We start from the raw sequence: 19090 nt of genomic DNA, 5'->3' as shown, positions 1-19090 counted from the left end.
CTCACACCCCCGCCGGCGTGAGACCGACCTGATGCACGCGATGTCCGGCATCGATCCGGTCGCCGTTGCCGAAGATCTTGTCGCGCAGGGTTCCCGGCGCGTACTCGCGCTGCGCCAGGCCGCGTTCCTGCAAGACGGGGACGACGTGGTCCACCCACTCGTCCCACCAGCCGAGGGTGGTGATGGGCACGACGTTGAAACCGTCGGCGCCGGCGGCGACCCACTCCGCGACGTGATCGGCGATTTGCTCCGGCGTGCCGGCGAACTTGCCCGGCAGCAGGCCGTTGGACAGCAGGTAGTCGCGCCACGACACCGCCGACGCGTCGTCCGTCGCGTCGGCGGCGGCACGGAAGATCGACTGCACGTGATCGCCGAGTTGGACGCGCCGGGCCAGCTCGGCGAGCGGGGTGTCGGGATCGACGGCAGACAGGTCGATGCCGCTGCCGCCGCTCCAGAACGCCTGCAGCGCCTCGAAATCGATGTTCTCGCGGAAGTACTCCTGCTTGCGGCGCGCTTCCTCCTCGGTCGAGCCGATGACCGTCGACAGCGCCACGATCTTCTTCAGCGCGTCCGGCGTCCGCCCCACCGAACGGAGATGGTCGTCGAGGATGGCGATGTCGTCGCGCGCCGTGGCCGGGCTCATCGACGGCAAGAAGGTCACCTCGGCGTTTCGTGCGGCGAAATCCCTGCCGGCAGGCGAATTCCCGGCCTGGAACAGCACCGGGGTCCGCTGCGGCGAGGGTTCGACGAGGTGGGGCCCCTGCACCTTGTACCAACGGCCCTCGTGGTCGATGGTGTGGATGCGATCGGGGTCGAAGAATCGACCCGTCTCGGCGTCGTGGAGAACAGCCCCGTCCTCCCAGGAGTGCTCCCACAGCTTGTAGGTGACGTCGACGTATTCCTGCGCCCAGGCGTACCGCTCGTCGTGACCCACGATCGTGTCGTACCCGTAGTTGCGGAAACCGTTGCTCAGGTACGAGGTCACGATGTTCCACGCCACCCGGCCGTGCGTGAAGTGGTCCAGCGAGGACAACCGACGCGCGAACGAGAACGGGTGATCCTGGATGATGTTGCTGGTCACCGCGATTCCGAGATCGGTGGTGACATGGCCGAGCGCTGAGACGATGGTGATCGGGTCGTTCTCGGGGAACTGGGAGCCGGCCCGGATCGTCGTCGAGCCGTCGCCGAAGTCGAGGTCGTACACACCGACGACGTCGGCGATGAACAGGGTGTCGATGCGACCGCGCTCCAAGGTGCGGACCACATCGATGTAGGGATCGAGATCCTTGTACCCGTATTGCACGCGCCCCTCGGGGGTGCGCCAGAACCCGTGACTGTGGTGATTCGGGGTCAGATGCAGGAACGCGTTGTAGATGGGCGGTCTGGACACGGAGGAACCTTCTCTCACGAACATGGTCGAAGCTCGACGCGGCGGTGCACGCACGGCGGCACTCGCATCGCTGCGGCCAGTATCGGAGCGTAAAGGCGATACTTACAAGCTGACGGCCCAATCTCCGTGACTATTAATCATCACTTCTTGTAAGTCGAACCGAACCCGTTTCAAGTGCTAACGACCCTGCTCACCACGCGGTGAAGACGACGGCGGGCTCGGTGCCCAGGTTGGTCACCGCCGCACAGCCGAGTGCCCGGTCGATCCCCACGATGTCGCCGGCACGGACCAGCGTCCGCTGTGGCGCCCGCTCGACACACAGGAGCCCGCCACCCACCAGAAGCGTCAACCGCCCAGACGCCGACACCGGCGGGATGAGCGTGCCGCCCGGGACGACGAGAGTGCTCCGCAGCGGGGAGCGAGGCACCGCATCCGCCGACGACTCCCTCCGGACCGGAGATCTGTCGCTTGCGATGCCCGGTCGTTCCTCGACGACGATGTGGTCCGTGCCGGGCCCGCGGAGCAACTCGTCGAAGTCGACCCCCAACCGGTCGGCGACCTCGATCGCGGTCTCGAGGGACAACCCGAGCCGTCCCCGCTCCATCTGCGAGATCGCGCTCGCACTCACTCCGACCCGTCGCCCCAATTCTGCTTGGCTCCATCCGAGTTCGACACGAGCGGTGCGGATTCCGCGGCCCAGGTTGCCGGCTCTGATCGAGGCTCGCCGGCTCGCACCGTTACCCGCGCCGCGTCCGGTCTGGATCACCGAGTCCGCCACCCGGCGTCCGTCGGCACGATGGACGATCACCTCGCCGGCGTCCACCGCGAGCACGCACTGGACCGACCAGAGCCACTCGGCGTTGTCGAGCTGGTCACGATCGAGCAGCCAGTGGCAGATCGCCGCCGAACCGAAGACGGCCCGGACGGCCTTCCCGATCCGGGCCGACGACCGAAGGAGTTCCGACGGCTCGACCTGCGTGAGGTCCACCACCCACACGACTGTGGTCTCGGCCGACGGGGCCGCGGGCAGTTCGTCGAGACCTCCGGACAGCACCGGCGCCCCGGCACCCGACATCACCCGGCCGACGAGATCATCCCGGCATCCGGGAGTCACGCCCCAGACGACGTTCTCCCCCCGGACCAGTGGCCCGAGAAGATGATCCAACTCGGCAATACCGCAGCCGATCTGCTCCGACCGCGCGGGGCCCGACCCCAGTTCCATCCAGTCCGCCATTTCCCCGAGATCCGGATCGACGCCGACTCCAGCCCGCGATCGCCGGAGATGCCTCCGAGCGACACTGGGCTGCAGCACCGTCGACCATTACGCTGGTCCCGTGACCGGAGCACAGGACTCAGACGACGATTCGCTGAACGGTATCAGCGCCGCGCATCGTCGTGAACTCTCCGCTCGGCTGGGGGACCGCGAGCGGGTGTCGTCCTTCAGCGGGCCCTGGGAGGTCGAAACGGTCTGGCGGGGCGGATTCCGCGTCGACGCGACAGCCCGCGGACACACGATCGAGTTCGACGAACCCGCCGATCTCACCGCACAGGACTCGGCGCCGACGCCGCACGAGTACGTGTTGTCGGCGGTCGCCGCGTGCATCACCGACGGCGTCGTACTCCACGCGACGTCGCAGGGGATCCGCATCGACAGCCTCGAGGTACGGGTGACCGGGACCTTCGAGAACATCCTGCGCTGGGCGGGCCTGGCGACCGACGGCAACCCGGGCTTCGGCGCACTCCAGGTGTCGGGGCGCATCTCCGGCGACGCAGACGCGACGACACTGACCGATCTGTGGAACCGTGCAATCGCGGGATCACCCGTGGCACAGACGATCAGCCGTCCGACGACGATCACATCACAACTGCGCGTCGACCCTCGCTGAACCGGCCGGCCTCGCTCAGCGGGCACCTCCGCGACTGTGTGCGGTCCGAAGCGAGGGTGCGCCGTCGTGCAGTGACATACGATTCCGACCAGCCACGTCACCACGACCCGCCCCACGGATTCGGAGTCACGATGCGACTGGGACTGCACACGCTGGGCATCGGTACCGGAGCGCGCCGCGAGATCATCGATGCCGTCGCGCGTCAGGCGGAGACACGCGGCTTTCGCACGTTGTGGTGCGGTGAGCACGTCGTGATGGTCGACGAACCGGCATCGCCGTACCCGTACACCCCGGACAAGAAGATCGCGGTTCCCGCGGCCGCCGACTGGCTCGACCCGACGATCGCCCTCGCCTTCGCCGCCGCTGCCACCGAGACGATCCGCCTCGCCACCGGGGTGTTGCTCCTTCCCGAGCACAACCCGGTCATCATGGCCAAACAGGCGGCGTCGCTGGACCGCCTCTGTGGCGGACGGCTCACCCTCGGCGTCGGAGTCGGTTGGTCCCGTGAGGAATTCGATGCGCTGGGTGTTCCGTTCGCTCGACGAGGTGCCCGGACCGACGCCTACGTCGAGGCGATGCGCGCGCTCTGGCGGGACGAGATCACCACTCATCGCTCGGAATTCGTTGCCTTCGAGAACATCCGGGTCAATCCGAAACCGACGGCAGGCCGGATTCCGCTCGTCGTGGGCGGCAACAGTGATCGGGCGTTACGCCGGGTCGTCGGCTGGGGCGATGGCTGGTATGGATTCAACCTCGACGACGTGGACGCGGTGGCCGACCGGATCGACACGATCGACCGGCTCTGCCTGGTAGACGGGCGCGCTCGTGACGAGCTCGATCTCGCTGTCGCACTGCGGAATCCCGATCCCGCCGACCGCAACAGACTCGCTGCTCTCGGAATCGACGAGCTCGTGCTCGTGGAGTCACCGCCCGAGGACGCCGACGCGGTACCCGGGTGGTTGGACGAGCTGACGGACCGCTGGGAAGTCGAGGGAGCAGACTAACGCGACCACCGGTTGGGCTCCTCCCGCAACAAACGTGCGCGCCCCTTGCGTCGGTAGCGGTAGATCTGGGCAGCTCCGAGTCCCCAGAGCAGGAACTGGGCCGACATCGCCCAGGTGAACGCCTCCGGCGGATAACCCTGGACATCGTCCGGCGTCCGCCAGTCGAGGATGAGGCCGATGAGGCCCGCGAGGATCAGGCTCGCGATGAATCCCGCCTGATTGATGATCCCGGTGGCGGTACCTGCCCGAGAGTCGGGATTCGAGGTGCGGCCTACATCGAAACCGATCATCGACGCCGGACCGCCCATCCCACAGACCACCACCAGGAGCACGAGGAGCGCGAACGGCGCACCGCCGGGCCACGCCAGCACCACCGTCCAGGTGGTCGCGATGCTCGCGAGCACCACCAGCACCACCGTCGATCGGTGCCACGGCCACCGAGTGATCAGCCATGCGAAGAGCGGGCCGAAGGCCATGATGGCGAACACCATGATCGTCAGGAGCAGACCCGCCGCACCGGAGCTCATCCCCTGGCCCTCCACGAAGAACGGGTAGCCCCACAACAGGCCCAAGACGGTGGCGCTGAAATGCGTCGAGAAATGCATCCAGAAACCCAGCCGGGTGCCGGGATGCTCCCACGAGTCGCGAAGGTTTCGCCGGATGCCGGCCAACCCGAGCATCGGGCCCGACACCGATCGGACCGTCGCGGAATCCCGCACGACGAGCACGGTCGCGACGAGCAGGACGACGCCGAGCCCGGCGGTTGCCGTGTACGCACGACTCCACCCCCACGTCGACAACGCCCAGGTCATCGGGATGGCGGCCGTGACCGCGCCGAGTTGACCGAGCACGCCGGTGAGCTGGGTCATCAGCGGAACACGCCGCGCCGGGAACCAACTCGAGACCAGGCGCAGCACGCACACGAAGGTCATGGCGTCGCCGACGCCGACAAAGAATCGAGACGACAGAGCCCAGGTGTAGTCGTCGGCGAACGCGAAGCTCAGTTGCGCCGTCGAGAGGATCAGCGTGCCGGTCAGGAGAACACGACGCGGCCCGAATCGGTCGACGAGAAGACCGACCGGGACCTGCATCAGCGCGTACACCAGCAACTGGAGAACGACGAACGTCGACAGCTGGGATGCGCTGATCTCGAATCGCTCGGCGGCCAGCAGGCCGGCGACGGCCAGAGACGAGCGCTGCAGTACCGCGACGAAGTAGACCGCGACACCGACGACCCAGATCGCAACCGCCTGTCGCGTTCCGAACATCGAGGTCACCGGTGCGCCTCGCCGTCCGGTCCCTCCGGCAAAACTCTTTCGATCACCTAACTATTGTCCGGCACGGCTCGCACCGTCGCGCGAGCCCCCAGAGTTGCGGGCCACCGGCCACTGGAACAGATCCCGCACTCTGCGGTCTGCCGGGTCAGCGGCCGGCGCCTGCCGACGCTGCGACCAGGTCGGTGTCCTGGGTGTCCGGGTCGAGATCATCATCGCCCGGCCCGCCCCGCCGCGACCGGGCGACTCGAATCAGGAGCAACGCCAACAAGATCGCGCCCACCGCCGAGCCCACGACAATCGCCCAGCTGACACGTTCGGCGACGCTGCCGACAGATTCGTTCGACGCCGGCGACGCGGAGTCGTCGGGCGCGGCGGGTGTGAGGTTGTTCGCCGCGTTGTCGAGGTCGTCGTTGATCGAGTTGAGCACGCCCTGGAGTTGCTTCACCCCGGCGTTCACCTTGTCGGTGGCACTCAGGGTGTCGTTCCTCGCCGATGCCAGGCGGTTGAGTCCCGTCGACAGCTGGCCGGCGGCCGTCCGTGCTTGCGTGATCGCGGAGTCGATCCCGGCGGCCGAGGAGTCGAGCGACTTGCGCATCGTCGCCAACTCGCCTTGCAGCGAATCGAGGGAGCCGAGTTGCTCGCTGATCTCCCGACTCGACCCCTGGAGCGCGCGAAGCTGTTCGAGGGCGTCCGCCGACCCGGGGGTCCGCGACCTCTCGAGGTAACCGATGAGCGGCGTCACCAGCGAATCGAGCTGGGCGACAGAGTCCGACAGCGAGGACACCTGCCCGAGAACCGCCGACACCGCCAGCGCACCGTCGTTGACCCGGCGTGTCGCCGACGACACGTCCGGAGCATTGCCCAGACCGCGCACCAGCTGATCCGACGCGGAGGCGGCGGTGTCGACGGCGTCGAAGACGTCGCGCGCACTCGCGGTCGCCGTCGCGATACCGCCGGTCGCGCTGTTCAGTCCCGCGGACATCAGCTGGAACATCATCTTCGCCGACGAGACCGAGTCGCTCGCCGAATCGATCTGTTCGGCGGGTGGCCTGGTGTCCGCGGCGTCGGCCGGGTCCGTGGGCAGAATCAGGTAGACCGCCCCGCCGACCAGCAGAGCCGTCAAGAACACAGCAAGTGCGCCCGCCGGCGCCATCGACACCGGAACCCGTCTTCTCACAATTGATGTCACACTCACACGCCGACCGATCCGACTTCACCACGACTCTCGTGACCACCGTCCCGGGCGAACGGTACCGGGCCGGCGGACGACTGCCCCCATCGAGAAGCCCCCGGCGGCGCGATTATCAGCGAGTTCTCACCCCACGCTCAGGGGAGGCGACGAACTACCCCCGTGCCATGTCCACGAACCGGGACAGGTGCAGCTGGTGTGCGACGGTGATCGTGGCGGTCGGGCCGTTACGGTGCTTACCGACGATGATGTCGGCCTCGCCGGCACGCGGGTCGTCGCGCTCGATGGAGTCGGGACGGTGCAGCAGGATGACCATGTCGGCGTCCTGCTCCAGCGAGCCGGACTCACGGAGGTCCGACACCTGCGGCTTCTTGTCGGTACGTTGCTCCGGACCACGGTTGAGCTGACTGATCGCGATCACCGGGACCTCGAGTTCCTTGGCCAGCAGCTTCAGCTGACGGGAGAACTCCGACACCTCCTGCTGGCGGGACTCGACCTTCTTACCCGACGTCATCAGCTGCATGTAGTCCACCGCAACGACTTTCAGGTCGTGCCGCTGCTTGAGACGACGAGCCTTGGCGCGGATCTCCATCATCGTCAGGTTGGGTGAGTCGTCGATGAAGAACGGGGCCTCCGAGATCTCGCCCATCCGGCGCGCGAGACGCGTCCAGTCGTCATCGCTCATGGTGCCGGCACGCATGTCGGCCAGCTTGATCTTCGCCTCCGCCGACAGCAGACGCATGACGATCTCGGTCTTGCTCATCTCCAGCGAGAACATGGCGGCGGTCAGACCGTGCCCGATCGCCGCGGAGCGCAGGAAGTCCATCGCCAGAGTCGAATTGTGGGTCGGGACCATCGCCTCGCCCGCGAGGTACAGGTGGTCGGGGTTGTCGACCTGGACGCAGCGCACGGGAACCGGGTCGACGGGACGGACGGCGACGACGCGTCGGACACCGGCCCGCCTGCGCAGCTCCTTGTGCCGAATCGCCTTGTGATGCACGGTGAACACGTCGTCGTCGGCGTCGACGCGCAACCAGCCGGTGGCCGACCGCTTGTAGTTGAACCCGAGTCCGGCCACGAGATCGGCGACCACGGCCGTCATGTGCCGGGTGGCGGCCGGCACGGTGATCCAGCCGTCATCGTCGACCGAGGCGCGGGCGTCGAGCAGTCCTGCGAGCAGTGCCCGGCGCTGCGCGATCGAACCGCGCAGGTACTCGTACGGGATGCGCCCACCGAGGTCGGCCATCAGCGTCATGACGTCGACCGGCCCCTCGGCGTCGATCCGCATGCTGATCTCGGGATCGTCGAAGGCCATCCCGGCCAGCGCCGCCACCGTGTACGGGCCATAGGCGAAACGCTTGCGCGGCAACTCGAGCGGCGCGGTGTTGCGCACGACCGCGCAGCCGACGTGCGCACGCAGACCAGCCGTGGTGACGACGCGGCGTTTGCCGTCGATCTCGGCCGCCCACTGGTGCTGCTCGTCCGCGACGATCATCGCGCCATCGCTGAATTCGATTTCGTAACAGGGACGTTCGGTCATCACCTCGGTGGCGGCGACGACCCGGGTGGGTCGGCCGTGCGCATCGAGAAGGTGATCGCCGACCCCCACCTCGCCCATCGTGGTCCAGCCGGTGGGTGTCGGCAGCGGGGTGTCGAGCGCCAGCGCCTTGCCGACACCCGGACGGGCCGCGACGATGATCATCTGGCCGGGGTGCAGGCCGTTGGTGAGCTTGTCGAAGTCGGCGAACCCCGTCGGGACACCCAGCGAGATACCGCCCCGCGAGGCGATGGAGTCGATCTCGTCCATCGTCGGCTGCAGCAGATCCTCCAGCGGGACGTAGTCCTCCGCGGTGCGCTTCTCGGTGACCTCGTACACCTCGGCCTGGGCCCGGTCGACCACCTCGGCGACGTCTTGGCCGTCGGCGCCGGCGTAGCCGTACTGGACGATGCGGGTGCCGGCCTCCACGAGCCGACGCAGCAGCGCCTTCTCCGCGACGATCTCCGCGTAGTAGCCGGCGTTCGCGGCGGTGGGCACCGTCGAGATCAGGGTGTGCAGGTAGGGCGCACCGCCGATCCGTTTGAGTTCGCCCGCGCGCTCGAGTTCCGCGGCGACCGTGACGGCGTCGGCGGGTTCGCCCTTCGAGTACAGGGTGAGGATCGCCTCGAACACCGCCTGATGGGCGGGACGGTAGAAGTCACCGGTGCGGATCTTCTCGACGACGTCGGCGACCGCATCCTTGGACAGCAACATGCCGCCGAGCACCGACTGCTCGGCAGCCAGATCCTGCGGGGGCTGCCTGCCGAAGTCCTCGGTGGGGATCTCTTCTTCGCCCCGTGCTCGGCCTCCGGCGGCGGGGCCGCGCCCGCGGTCATCCACAACAGCCACGCGTGTCAAACCTCTCGCAACGCTCGATCCCACCCGACATCGAATGAGTACGACCTTGAGTCTGGTGTCGGCCCCGGTAGGCCACGTCGCGAGTCCCCGGTGTCGACGTCGTGTTTCGGTCAGTCTCTTCCTATCGGGTGGCACCGACATCGAATCTGTCGTGTGCGCCGAGACGGACGGAGACGCTGAGGCGTGACACTAGGACGTCTGCGACCCCGACTCAAACCGACCTGTTGACGAATCTGGGGATGACTTGTGGAGCGTGTGTGAGTGGCCAGGGGACGCGTTGTGCACCCTTTGTGGACAACCTGAGGAATTCGGGTGTGAACAACATCGTTTCCGCAGGTCAGAGCGCCCACTAATTTCCACAATCAAGCAATTGGAAATCCTTTGGACTTCTTCGGCGCGTCGTCTTGCGGGCGTGTTGCGGGCGCCCGTTCAACTCCGCGTGGCGAATATTCGGGTGAACATCCGGTGTGGTCTGCGTTACACCTGGCCAGACGAGGTCGCAGGCCTCTTCAATCGCTCGACTTACCTGGGAACGCCGACGACACCCCCGCCGGATGTGATGCAATGTCGATCGTGTCCAGGTTGGGGTTGAGGTCCGTCGTCGTCCGTCGAGTGGTCACCGTACTGGCCGCCCTGACTGCTGCCGCCGGGCTGGCGTCGGCCCCGTCGGCCATCGCCGCGCCGGGCCCCTCGATGCCCGTCGAGTTCGATCTGTCGCGCTATCAGCCGGTCAACCCGGCGACGTTCCGCTCCCTCGCCTACGCCGACAACGGCCGGTCTTTCTTCACCACCGGTCGATGGGTGTGCCAGATCGGCCCCGGCTACCGCTACGCCGGCTGCGCGGGCCGTCCCGCAACCGCCCCGCCGAACGCGACCGGCGCGGTCATCGCCGACGACCAGCAGGGGCCGTGGTGGGCGCGCACCGACCAGACCTACCGCTTCGGCTCGAAGAGCGGATTCCGTCCGCCGCTCCTCGGCGTCGGCAAGCGGGTCACCATCGAAGGCGTCACGTGCACGGTCCCCCGCCGCGACACGGTGGCCTGTCGCACCGGCGAGCGCGCGCTGATCTTCACGCCGGCCTGGCACAAGTTCTTCTTCCCGTCGTGGGACACCCTCGGGCCCGGCAACAACGCGGTCGACCACAGCGCCAACCCGGCGCCGCAGTACCTTCCGCCACGACTGCAGTACTGGAACCAGCTGCCTGCCACTCCGCCGGCGCCGAAGTAGGGGTTCGGCCCTCGAGACTCGCGCTCTGAGCAGCAAGCTCCCGAGCGTCACGAAGGGTCTTCCAACCTCGGTCGCCGGACCTTTCGTGACGCGGCCTCCGCAAGCTCCGGCCGCTCCTCAGGGAGCAGAAACAGACCGCGGCCCCAAGCTCCGGCCGCTCCTCAGGGAGCAGAAACAGACCGCGGCCCCCAAGCACCGGACATGACAAAGGCCGGGTGGAGGATCTCCACCCGGCCTTGTGTCGGAACGCTGAGGTCAGCTCGCGGCGACGACGGCGAGCTGCACGGTCGCCGAGACCTGCGGGTGCAGGTTGACGACGACCGGGTAGCTGCCGGTTGCCTTGATGTGACCCTTGGGCAGCTCGACGCTGCGCTTGTCGACGGTCGGGCCGCCGGCGGTCTTGATGGCACCGGCGACGTCTGCCGCGGTGACCGAACCGAAGAGCTTGCCCGAGTCGTGGGTCTTCACGTCCAGCGAGACATCGGCGAGACCCTCGAGGGCCTGCTTCAGTTCGTTGGCGTGCTCGAGACCGCGGACCTCGCGGGCTTCCTGCGAACGGCGGATGCCCTCGACCTGCTTCTCGGCTCCGCGGGTGGCCTTGATGGCCAGGCCGCGGGGCAGCAGGTAGTTGCGGCCGTAGCCGTCCTTGACCACGACGATGTCGCCGGCTTCGCCGAGGTTCTCCACGGCGGCGGTGAGGATGAGCTTCATGTCAACTGATCCTTTCCGCTTATCGGCTGGTCGAGGTGAAGGGCAGCAGGGCCACCTCACGCGAGTTCTTCACTGCCACAGCGACGTCGCGCTGATGCTGCACGCAGTTACCGGTCACACGACGCGACCGGATCTTGCCACGGTCGGACAGGAAACGACGCAGAAGCGCGGTGTCCTTGTAGTCGATGACGGCCTTCTTGTCCTTGCAGAAGCTGCACGCCTTGGTCTTGGTGACCTTCTCGACGCGAGGCTTCCGGCTCGGCTTTGCCTTTGCCATGTGTGTGTTGCTCCAGTCAATGCTTCGGGGACGGTCATGCCGTTCCCGGGTGTTCGGGGCGGATCATCGCGCCCCGAGCGATATCAGAAAGGTGGTTCGTCGTCCCCGCCACCGAACGATCCCCCGCTGTTGCTGGCAGGCGCGCTGCCCCAGGGATCGTCGGCAACCTGCTGGTTCGAGTTCCCGCCGCCGCGGCTACCGCCGCCGCCACCGGACCCGAATCCGCCGCCACCGCGCGAGGCGCGGTTGACCTTGGCGGTGGCATACCGCAGCGAGGGGCCGATCTCGTCGACCTCGAGTTCCACGACCGTGCGTCGTTCGCCCTCTTTGGTTTCGTAGGACCGCTGCTTGAGCCGTCCCTGCACGATCACCCGAGAACCCTTGGTCAGGCTTTCGGTCACGTTCTCCGCGGCGTCGCGCCAGATGTTGCAGCGGAGGAACAGCGCTTCGCCGTCCTTCCACTCATTGGTCTGGCGGTCGAAGGTGCGCGGAGTGGAAGCCACCGTGAAGTTGGCAACCGCTGCGCCCGACGGCGTGAACCGCAGTTCCGGGTCGGCGGTGAGGTTGCCGATGACGGTGATGACCGTGTCGCCTGCCATGTGTTTCCCCTTGGGTCGTGTGGTGGGCACTCGCTGATCGACATGCACCGGGTTTGTGTTGAACTGTCGGGTCCAACCCTAGAACCCGGTACCGACGTGTTCAGACGATCAAGAAAGCCTGTGGATTACTTCCGCAGGACCTTGGTGCGCAGAACCGACTCGTTCAGCTTCAGCTGACGATCGAGCTCGGTGACCGTGGCGGGCTCGGCGTTGAGATCGATGACGGCGTAGATGCCCTCGTTGTGCTTGAGGATCTCGTAGGCAAGACGGCGCTTGCCCCAGATGTCGACGCCGTCCACCGAACCGCCATCCTTGCGGACAACATTGAGGAACGTATCGAGTGAGGGTGCGACGGTGCGCTCGTCCAGATTCGGATCGAGAATGACCATCAATTCGTAGTGACGCATAAGACCACATCACCTCCTATGGGCTAGGTCGGCCACGGACTGTCCGTGGCAGGAGGGTCGCCTGCGTCGGCAACCGGTCCAAGATACATGACCTGCCCGTACGCAGCGAAATCCGTGGTCACGGGTCGGCTCCGCGACGCACCGCCCGACCACCTACGCTGTTGCCCATGTCGGAGCGGCGGACGACCCCGGGGCGATGGTCCGCACAGCTGTCCGGCCGCGGCGAGACGGCTGTCATCGTCCTGGTCTCGGTGCTGGCGACCGCGGCCACGATGTTCTGGAGTTTCCAGGCCAAGCTCCGGTGCGGCGGCGCACCCTTCGACGGGTTCGGGCGGAGCGACAACTGGCCGGTCGGGGATCCGGACGCCCTGATCCCCTGCTACTCGGACCTGATGTACCTCTGGCTCGGCCGGGACATCAACACCCACGTCTTCCCCTACATCCACGGCGGGATCGCCTCCGACGGCACCCTGTTCGGCGGCGTCGTCGAGTATCCGGTGCTCTCCGGCGTGCTCATGTTCTTCGGTGCGATCGGCGCCGACACCGACACCGACTTCTTCATCCACTCCGCACTGCTGTTGGCGCCGTTCGGTTTCGCGATCACGGTGATGCTCGCCCTGATGGTCCGATGGTGGGCGTTGCTCTGGGCCGCGACACCCCCGCTGGTCCTGTACTCCTTCCACAACTGGGAACTGCCGGTCGTCGCGACGGCCGTCGGGGCGGTCGCGGTGATGGCCTGGGGCGCGTCCACCCGCCCCGGCACAGATCGACGACGACTACCGCTTCGGACGTGCGCGGTCATCGCGGCGGTCCTGCTCGCGGTCGGCTTCTGCCTCAAGCTCTATCCCGGGATCTTCGTATTGCCGCTGGCCGCATACGTTCTCACGTGTGGCGCCGGCGGCGCACGCACGGTTGCGAGACGGCGAGATGCCGGGGGCGGCCTGGACTGGACGGGCGCCGGCTGGGTTGCGGGCGCCGCCGTCGTGACGGTGGCCGCGATCCAGCTGCCGTTCATGCTGCTCGGGTTCGACGGGTGGAAGGCGGCACTGTCCTTCCAGGGCCGCCGCCGGGCCGACGTCGACACCAATTCCATCTGGTATTGGGGTCTGCGGTACGTCACCGGAACCGGAGACTCCTACCACTCGGTGGTCAGTGTGCTGTCGCCGTTGCTGATCCTCGCGTCGTTCGCGGTGGCGATGTACCTGGGGTGGCGCCGCTTCGAACGTGTCGGGGTCTTCCCGTGGATCGGTGTGAGCGGGGCGATGCTGGCGGGATTCATGCTGTTCCACAAGGTGCACTCGCCGCAGTACACACTCTGGATCCTGCCGTTCTTCGTCCTGATGAAGGTGCGCTGGCCGGTGATCCTGACCTACCTGCTCGCCGACCTCGCTCTCGACCTGACGATCTTCCGCCTGTTCCCGATCCGGGATGCCGGCGATCCGCTGCCGTGGTGGATCGTCACCGGTGTCGCCGGTTCGGTGTGGGTGCACGCCGTTCTGCTGGCCTACCTGATCGTGGCCTTCGTCCGGACCCCGCTCCGTGAGCCGTTGTCCACCCGTCTGGGCGCACGCGCACCACGCGACGCCGATCCGTCACGCGACGAGACCTCCCGCCGCCCCCCGCGCGACGCGATGACGAAAGGCTGGTCATGAGTTCATGGTTGGCGACCGGACCCCTGGTGCATCATCGGGTCACGTTGCGGCCCATCGGCATCGAGGACATCGGGCCGCTCGCGCGCGTCGTCGGCGACCCGACGCGCTTCCGGTGGTCGCCGGGCGTGCCGACGGACGAGGACAGTGCGCGTCGGTACGTCGAGTCGGCACTCGCCTCACGCGTCGCCTACGCCGTCGTCGACCACACCGACGGCAGCATCGTCGGATCCACGAGCTTCTACGACATCGACGAGCCCAACCGGTCCGCGTGCATCGGCTACACGTTCTACGGCGAACGCGTGCAGGGGACCACGGTGAACCCCACCGCCAAATACTTGTTGATGCGCCACGCGTTCGAGGAATGCGGCGCCGTGCGCCTCACCTGGCACACGCACGAGGACAACGCACAGTCGCGCGCCGCGATCGCCAAGCTCGGTGCGAGCTTCGAGGGTCTTCTGCGCAAGCATCGCCGATTCGGCGACGGCTGGCGCACGACCGCCCTGTATGCGATGACCGATGACGAGTGGCCCGCGGCCAGAGATCGCTTGGTACAGCGGATCACCGACTGAGGGAGACCTACGGGTTCTTGGTGTGCTCCGAGTGACCCCGGGTACGCCGCTCTTCCTTCATCCGCGCCTCGTGGACGTGCCGCTGGCCGTCGGTCAGATCGGCTCGCACGCGGCCGACATACTCGCGCAACGGGCCCCAGTAGGTGTCGTCGAACTCCTCGACGACCTGGAACGTCCAACGGCCCTCCAGCACGTTACGACCCACCAGCTCGGTAGACAGCTCGTCGGCGAACTCGGTGTGGCCCGCCTCGCGCAGCTCGTCGACGGCTTCCCCGAGCAGCAGGTCGCCGCGCCCGATGAGCTGATGGAAGGAAAAGAGGTGGCCGCGGGCGCGCTCGATGTACTCGAGCGCCTCCCCCACCTTGCCGACCGCTTCTGCGGTGTCGTCCGAGATGTGTGGTGCGGTATCCGACATGACCGGTCAATACCCAGGGACGTGGTCACCCAATCGTGGATACGGCTGCCCGTGATGGGAGTGCCGGCCCGCGAAACCCATGAGACCGGTTCGGTTCCACGTCCCCCGCGTGACCGCTAGCCGCCCACCGGTTCCGGTTCGCGCAGCGCGTCTGCCGACCTGGTCGTTCTCGACCGTCGGCCGATTCGGTCCGGCGCGCCGTCGAGGACACCGCCCGCCGGGTCGTCATACCACCTGCCGCCGTTCCCATGACGGACCAGATCGTCTCGCGGGTGCCAGATCTGCCAGAGAACGACGGCGCAGAGTGCGAGCACCATCAGTCCACGGAGCACCACAGCGGCCGTGAACCACTGGTCGGGGAGCCAGCGACGCTCGGCGTCGAGGAACAGACTCATCCGTGGCACCCAGATCAGTGCATCGACGGCCATCCAGGCCAGCAGCAGGCGAGCATGTGGAATGGCAAGCACCGCAAGCGGAACCAGCCACAACGAATACTGCGGACTCCACACCTTGTTCACCAGCAGGAAGCCGGCCACCGCGAGGAACGCCAACTGCGCCACGCGAGGCCGGTGCGGCGCCAGGACACCGATCGCAGCCACCGCGGCGATCACGACGACGGTCAGGCCGACCGACAGCGCATTCAGATACCCGGTGTTCCATGTGAAACCAGCGGCGTCGGCGACCACCCGGTAGATGGTGTCGGGGTCCGCGGACCGGTCGCCGTTGAATCGGAAGAACTCCCACCAGCCCGACGGGTACGGGATCAGGATCGGCAGATTCACCGCGAGCCAGGCTCCGACTGCCGTCGCGGCCGCGACCCCGAACTCGCGGACCTTCCCGGTCCGCAGGCACAGCGCGCCCAGCACCACCAGCAGGAGCGCGGGGTACAGCTTCGCCGCGGCGCCGAGCCCGATGAAGACACCAGCCAGCCAGAAGCGCTCCCGCGACCAGGCCAGCAGCGCGACCGCCACCGCCGCGGTGGCGATGGCGTCGAAGTTCGTGAACGCGTGCACGAAGACGAGTGGAGACAACGCCGCCAGCCACACCGACCACATGCGCGTTCGCGCGGTCAGCGCGGTGGCCCAGATGGTCACCAGCCAGAACGCCGCCAGTCCCAGCGCCACGATCGTGAAGAACAGCACGACGTCGAGCGCCCCGGGTACGCCCCAGTTGGTCTCGGCCCAGAGCCACCCCTGGGTCAGCTGCGCCGCGCCGTACATGAACATCCCGGTGAGGACCGGGTACTCCATGTACCGCTTGATGGTCTGTCCCGCGGAGTCCTCCTGGAACCAGAAGTCGCGGTAGGGCAACGCACCCTGGTTGAGCCGCTCGGCACCGAACAGGCTGATGACGTCGGAGTAGCAGAGGTTGGTGAACTGGCGCTGATCGTCCCAGTCGAGCCGCATCTCCGCGCCCGCGGTCGTGCCGCGGTCGGCCGGCGCCTGTTGCAGACACGCGGCCTTGCCGAACCATCCGAGTGCGAGTCCGCACAGCGCCAGGACGAACAGCACCCGCAGGGGTGTCAGATGCCGGCTCCGGCCGATGACGGCGTGCGCCCCCACCGGTCCACCGACGAGCGAACTCGCCTCACGCACCATGCCGTCGGTGCGCGTCGGCAGGATCCGCGCGTCGTCGACACGCTGATCGCTCGCGAGGGGTGCAGGGCTGTCCCAGACGGGGTCGGAGGCGCTCGTCGCGGAGTCTGCCGCCGGGTCCGGGTCAGCCGATGGGCGGTTCAGGGACTCCTCCGCCTCCGTCACCGCCGCCGGGTACACCGTCGCCGGAATCGCCGCCGCCGTCACCGCCGCCGCCGGGGGCCAATCCGCCGCCGCCCGGGCTGTTGCCGCCACCGCCGCCACCGCCACCGTTCCGCGGAGCGCCCGGGATCGGGATCGTCACGCCCGGAGCGAGGGTGAGGTTGCCGTCCCCGCCCTGGTCGGGGATGTCGAAGGTCGGCGCGGATGGTCCGCGAGTCCGCGTGGGCGCCTCGGTGGTGACCGGGGCCTCATAGGGAACTCCGGCCACGCCGCCGACCGACTCCGGCTCCGGGAACTGCTTGATCTCCTTGCCCTCGAGCGCAGCATCCATCGCCGACTTCCAGATCGACGAGGGCAGGCCACTGCCGTAGATCGAGGCGCCGTTGTAGTTCGTCAAGGCCGTGCCGTCGCTCGTGCCGACCCACACGGCGGTCGACAGCTGCGGGGTGTAGCCGACCATCCACGCGTCCTTGTTCTGCCCGGTGTCGCCGAGCTGGACGGTACCGGTCTTGGCGGCCGAGGGCCGCGCACCGAGTGACGAGTCGTAGAGCGAGTTCCCGTTGGAGTAGGCCGCGATCGGCTGCAGGGCGGCGGTCACGTTGTCGGCGACCTTCGCGGGGAAGACACGCTTGCCCTCGGTCTTGCGCTCGTAGAGGACCTGCCCCTCGGAGTCGACGACCTTCTGGACGAAGTACGGCTCGTGGTAGACCCCCGACGCCGCGAGCGTTGCGTACGCCGAAGCCATGTCGATCACCCGCGACTGGTACTGGCCGAGGACCACACCGCCCTCGGGCTGGCCGTTCGCCTCCTCCAGGGTCCGTTCGATGTTGCCGAAGGATTCGGCGACACCCGCACGGTGTGCGGCGTCGGCGACGGCGCGCGCCCCACCGTCGAGATCCATCATCAGGCGGTAGTACACCGTGTTGAGCGACATCTTCATCGCCGTGGCGAGGTTGCAGGTGCCGCAGCTCTCGCCGTCGGAGTTCTCGACTGTCAGACCACCGCTGGCCTGGAACGGCGCCGAGCTGTAGGTCTTCGACAGCGGGATGTCCTGTTCGAGCGCCGCGACGAGTGCGAACACCTTGAACGACGACCCCGTCTGCAGACCCGCCTGGGCGAGGTCCCAACCGCCCGGGTTGTCGCCGCCGTAGTAGCCGCGCACACCGCCGGTCTGCGGGTCGATGGACACGGCTGAGGCGAGCAGGTCCTTGGGCTCGCCGTTCAGCTCACCCTCGGGGCAGTTGTAGATCCGGTTCTTGCGGCAGGCTGCCTGCACGACGCCGTTCTGGACCTGCGGATCGATCGTGGTGCTGATCTTCAGTCCGCCGGTGCGCAGCTGCTTGTCGGTGATGCCGATGCGGTTGAGCTCGGCGAGCACCTGTCGCTTGATCAGTCCGTTCGGGCCCGGTGTCTCGTCGGAATCGCTGACGCGGGCCTTGACCGTCTTGGGGAAGACGGCGTTGTCGGCCTGCGCACGTGTGATCGCACCGGTGTCCACCATGCCGTCGAGGACATAGCGCCAGCGTGCCTCGGTGACCTCGCGGTTGGTGTCGGGGTCGTAGTACGACGGCGCGCGGATCACCGCCGACAACAGCGCGGCCTCCTCGAAGGTCAGCGGATTGCGTTCGGCGCGACGCTTGTCGGTGATCGACTTGTTGAAGAACTTCTGCGCGGCGACCGCGACGCCGTAGGCACCTCGACCGAAATAGATCGTGTTCAGGTAGGCCTCGAGGATCTTCTCCTTGGACCATCCGTGCCGGTCGTTCATCTTCGCGGCGATCGCGAGTTCCTTGAACTTTCGGGCGTAGCTGACCTCGTCGCCGACGATCGCGTTCTTGACATACTGCTGGGTGATGGTCGAGCCGCCGCCTGCGGTCTCGTTGCCGGTGATCTGACCGATGGCGGCGCGGGACAGGCCGCGCGGGGAGAAGCCGTTGTTCGTCCAGAACTCGCGGTCCTCGGCGGCGACGATCGCCTGCTTCATCGTCTCGGGGATCTCGTCGAAGGGCACGACCGTGCGGTTGCCGTCGGGCGAGGTGACGTCGGCCAGAGTGCGTCCGGAGGTGTCGACGATGGTGGCCTTCTGGCTCACCTCGGGTTCCGGGATCTCGGCGGTGAAGTAGGTGAACGCGAACGCGACGATGAGCACCAGCACGATCGCCGGGACGATGGCGCCGACAATCCCCAGCGCCCATGCGAACCGCCGGTGCGTTGTCGCCGTATCAGTTCTGTTCTGGCCGGCGCCGCCCGGACCGGGCCGGATGCCGGTGCGTCGCGGCGTGGGCGAAGAACCACGTGCCTCGCTCATCGTCCACCTTCCTACCGGATCGAGCGG

General features: G+C 67.5%; 17 protein-coding genes. 5 read left to right on the top strand and 12 right to left on the bottom strand.

Annotated elements, in window-relative coordinates; all coding sequences use genetic code 11:
- Position 1: 1 nt before the first annotated feature.
- Complete coding sequence (locus CA982_RS14825) at positions 2-1390, bottom strand: NtaA/DmoA family FMN-dependent monooxygenase (RefSeq protein WP_086536051.1); 1389 nt, start codon at positions 1388-1390, stop codon at positions 2-4.
- 190 nt (positions 1391-1580) lie between these two features.
- Entirely contained in the window at positions 1581-2612 is a 1032-nt protein-coding gene (locus CA982_RS14820; RefSeq protein WP_208617959.1) for a helix-turn-helix domain-containing protein, read from the bottom strand.
- 112 nt (positions 2613-2724) lie between these two features.
- Between CA982_RS14820 and CA982_RS14815 the strand changes: the two genes are divergently transcribed.
- Both CA982_RS14815 and CA982_RS14810 read left to right on the top strand, forming a co-directional pair.
- On the top strand, positions 2725-3276 hold the full coding sequence (locus tag CA982_RS14815) for an OsmC family protein (RefSeq protein ID WP_244176281.1): 552 nt from the start codon (positions 2725-2727) through the stop codon (positions 3274-3276).
- Positions 3277-3407: 131 nt separating this feature from the next.
- Positions 3408-4280, top strand: a complete 873-nt coding sequence (locus CA982_RS14810; RefSeq protein WP_086536049.1) for an LLM class F420-dependent oxidoreductase — start codon at positions 3408-3410, stop codon at positions 4278-4280.
- Here the strand turns inward: CA982_RS14810 and CA982_RS14805 are convergent.
- From CA982_RS14805 to dnaB, 3 genes are all read right to left on the bottom strand, one after another.
- Positions 4277-5548 (bottom strand): MFS transporter, encoded by a 1272-nt coding sequence (locus CA982_RS14805; RefSeq protein WP_086536114.1) that lies wholly within the window; start codon positions 5546-5548, stop codon positions 4277-4279. The two genes, CA982_RS14810 and CA982_RS14805, sit on opposite strands and share 4 nt — an antisense overlap.
- A gap of 154 nt (positions 5549-5702) precedes the next feature.
- On the bottom strand, positions 5703-6710 hold the full coding sequence (locus CA982_RS14800) for a hypothetical protein (protein ID WP_244176290.1): 1008 nt from the start codon (positions 6708-6710) through the stop codon (positions 5703-5705).
- Positions 6711-6900: 190 nt separating this feature from the next.
- Positions 6901-9132 carry a replicative DNA helicase gene (gene dnaB / locus CA982_RS14795; protein ID WP_086536047.1) on the bottom strand — a complete coding sequence of 744 codons (2232 nt, stop codon included), beginning with the start codon at positions 9130-9132 and terminating at the stop codon, positions 6901-6903.
- A gap of 573 nt (positions 9133-9705) precedes the next feature.
- Here dnaB and CA982_RS14790 point away from each other — a divergent pair.
- Complete coding sequence (locus CA982_RS14790) at positions 9706-10368, top strand: hypothetical protein (RefSeq protein WP_086536046.1); 663 nt, start codon at positions 9706-9708, stop codon at positions 10366-10368.
- Positions 10369-10623: 255 nt separating this feature from the next.
- Here the strand turns inward: CA982_RS14790 and rplI are convergent, their stop codons facing one another.
- The 4 genes from rplI to rpsF all read right to left on the bottom strand — a co-directional run bounded on the left by rplI (position 10624) and on the right by rpsF (position 12362).
- On the bottom strand, positions 10624-11079 hold the full coding sequence (rplI, locus tag CA982_RS14785; protein WP_004020663.1) for a 50S ribosomal protein L9: 456 nt from the start codon (positions 11077-11079) through the stop codon (positions 10624-10626).
- Positions 11080-11098: 19 nt separating this feature from the next.
- Entirely contained in the window at positions 11099-11356 is a 258-nt protein-coding gene (rpsR, locus tag CA982_RS14780; protein ID WP_004020662.1) for a 30S ribosomal protein S18, read from the bottom strand.
- 83 nt (positions 11357-11439) lie between these two features.
- Complete coding sequence (locus tag CA982_RS14775) at positions 11440-11955, bottom strand: single-stranded DNA-binding protein (protein ID WP_086536045.1); 516 nt, start codon at positions 11953-11955, stop codon at positions 11440-11442.
- A gap of 125 nt (positions 11956-12080) precedes the next feature.
- Positions 12081-12362, bottom strand: a complete 282-nt coding sequence (gene rpsF / locus CA982_RS14770) for a 30S ribosomal protein S6 (RefSeq protein ID WP_004020660.1) — start codon at positions 12360-12362, stop codon at positions 12081-12083.
- A 167-nt stretch (positions 12363-12529) separates the two neighbouring features.
- Here rpsF and CA982_RS14765 point away from each other — a divergent pair, with 167 nt between their 5' ends.
- Both CA982_RS14765 and CA982_RS14760 read left to right on the top strand, forming a co-directional pair.
- Positions 12530-14014 carry a hypothetical protein gene (locus tag CA982_RS14765; RefSeq protein WP_167383360.1) on the top strand — a complete coding sequence of 495 codons (1485 nt, stop codon included), beginning with the start codon at positions 12530-12532 and terminating at the stop codon, positions 14012-14014.
- Positions 14011-14583 (top strand): GNAT family N-acetyltransferase, encoded by a 573-nt coding sequence (locus tag CA982_RS14760; protein WP_086536044.1) that lies wholly within the window; start codon positions 14011-14013, stop codon positions 14581-14583. Before CA982_RS14765 ends, CA982_RS14760 begins: the two co-directional genes overlap by 4 nt.
- Before the next feature lie 7 nt (positions 14584-14590).
- Here the strand turns inward: CA982_RS14760 and CA982_RS14755 are convergent, their stop codons facing one another.
- From CA982_RS14755 to CA982_RS14745, 3 genes are all read right to left on the bottom strand, one after another.
- Entirely contained in the window at positions 14591-14998 is a 408-nt protein-coding gene (locus CA982_RS14755; RefSeq protein ID WP_086536043.1) for a hypothetical protein, read from the bottom strand.
- A 116-nt stretch (positions 14999-15114) separates the two neighbouring features.
- Positions 15115-16758 carry a glycosyltransferase family 87 protein gene (locus tag CA982_RS14750; protein WP_086536112.1) on the bottom strand — a complete coding sequence of 548 codons (1644 nt, stop codon included), beginning with the start codon at positions 16756-16758 and terminating at the stop codon, positions 15115-15117.
- Positions 16718-19063 (bottom strand): transglycosylase domain-containing protein, encoded by a 2346-nt coding sequence (locus CA982_RS14745; protein ID WP_086536042.1) that lies wholly within the window; start codon positions 19061-19063, stop codon positions 16718-16720. Before CA982_RS14745 ends, CA982_RS14750 begins: the two co-directional genes overlap by 41 nt.
- Between the last annotated feature and the right edge of the window lie 27 nt (positions 19064-19090).

Source organism: Gordonia lacunae (assembly GCF_002149015.1).
GTDB classification, from domain to species: domain Bacteria; phylum Actinomycetota; class Actinomycetes; order Mycobacteriales; family Mycobacteriaceae; genus Gordonia; species Gordonia lacunae.
The sequence above is the reverse complement of the archived record's forward strand: the minus strand, read 5'-3'. Positions and strand labels throughout refer to the sequence as shown.

Coding starts and splice junctions, on each gene's coding strand:
- CA982_RS14820 (WP_208617959.1), bottom strand. CDS start 2,612: ATGGAACTGGGGTCGGGCCCCGCGCGGTCGGAGCAGATCGGCTGCGGT.
- CA982_RS14810 (WP_086536049.1), top strand. CDS start 3,408: ATGCGACTGGGACTGCACACGCTGGGCATCGGTACCGGAGCGCGCCGC.
- CA982_RS14805 (WP_086536114.1), bottom strand. CDS start 5,548: ATGTTCGGAACGCGACAGGCGGTTGCGATCTGGGTCGTCGGTGTCGCG.
- CA982_RS14800 (WP_244176290.1), bottom strand. CDS start 6,710: ATGGCGCCGGCGGGCGCACTTGCTGTGTTCTTGACGGCTCTGCTGGTC.
- CA982_RS14790 (WP_086536046.1), top strand. CDS start 9,706: ATGTCGATCGTGTCCAGGTTGGGGTTGAGGTCCGTCGTCGTCCGTCGA.
- rplI (WP_004020663.1), bottom strand. CDS start 11,079: ATGAAGCTCATCCTCACCGCCGCCGTGGAGAACCTCGGCGAAGCCGGC.
- rpsR (WP_004020662.1), bottom strand. CDS start 11,356: ATGGCAAAGGCAAAGCCGAGCCGGAAGCCTCGCGTCGAGAAGGTCACC.
- CA982_RS14775 (WP_086536045.1), bottom strand. CDS start 11,955: ATGGCAGGCGACACGGTCATCACCGTCATCGGCAACCTCACCGCCGAC.
- rpsF (WP_004020660.1), bottom strand. CDS start 12,362: ATGCGTCACTACGAATTGATGGTCATTCTCGATCCGAATCTGGACGAG.
- CA982_RS14765 (WP_167383360.1), top strand. CDS start 12,530: ATGTCGGAGCGGCGGACGACCCCGGGGCGATGGTCCGCACAGCTGTCC.
- CA982_RS14760 (WP_086536044.1), top strand. CDS start 14,011: ATGAGTTCATGGTTGGCGACCGGACCCCTGGTGCATCATCGGGTCACG.
- CA982_RS14755 (WP_086536043.1), bottom strand. CDS start 14,998: ATGTCGGATACCGCACCACACATCTCGGACGACACCGCAGAAGCGGTC.
- CA982_RS14745 (WP_086536042.1), bottom strand. CDS start 19,063: ATGAGCGAGGCACGTGGTTCTTCGCCCACGCCGCGACGCACCGGCATC.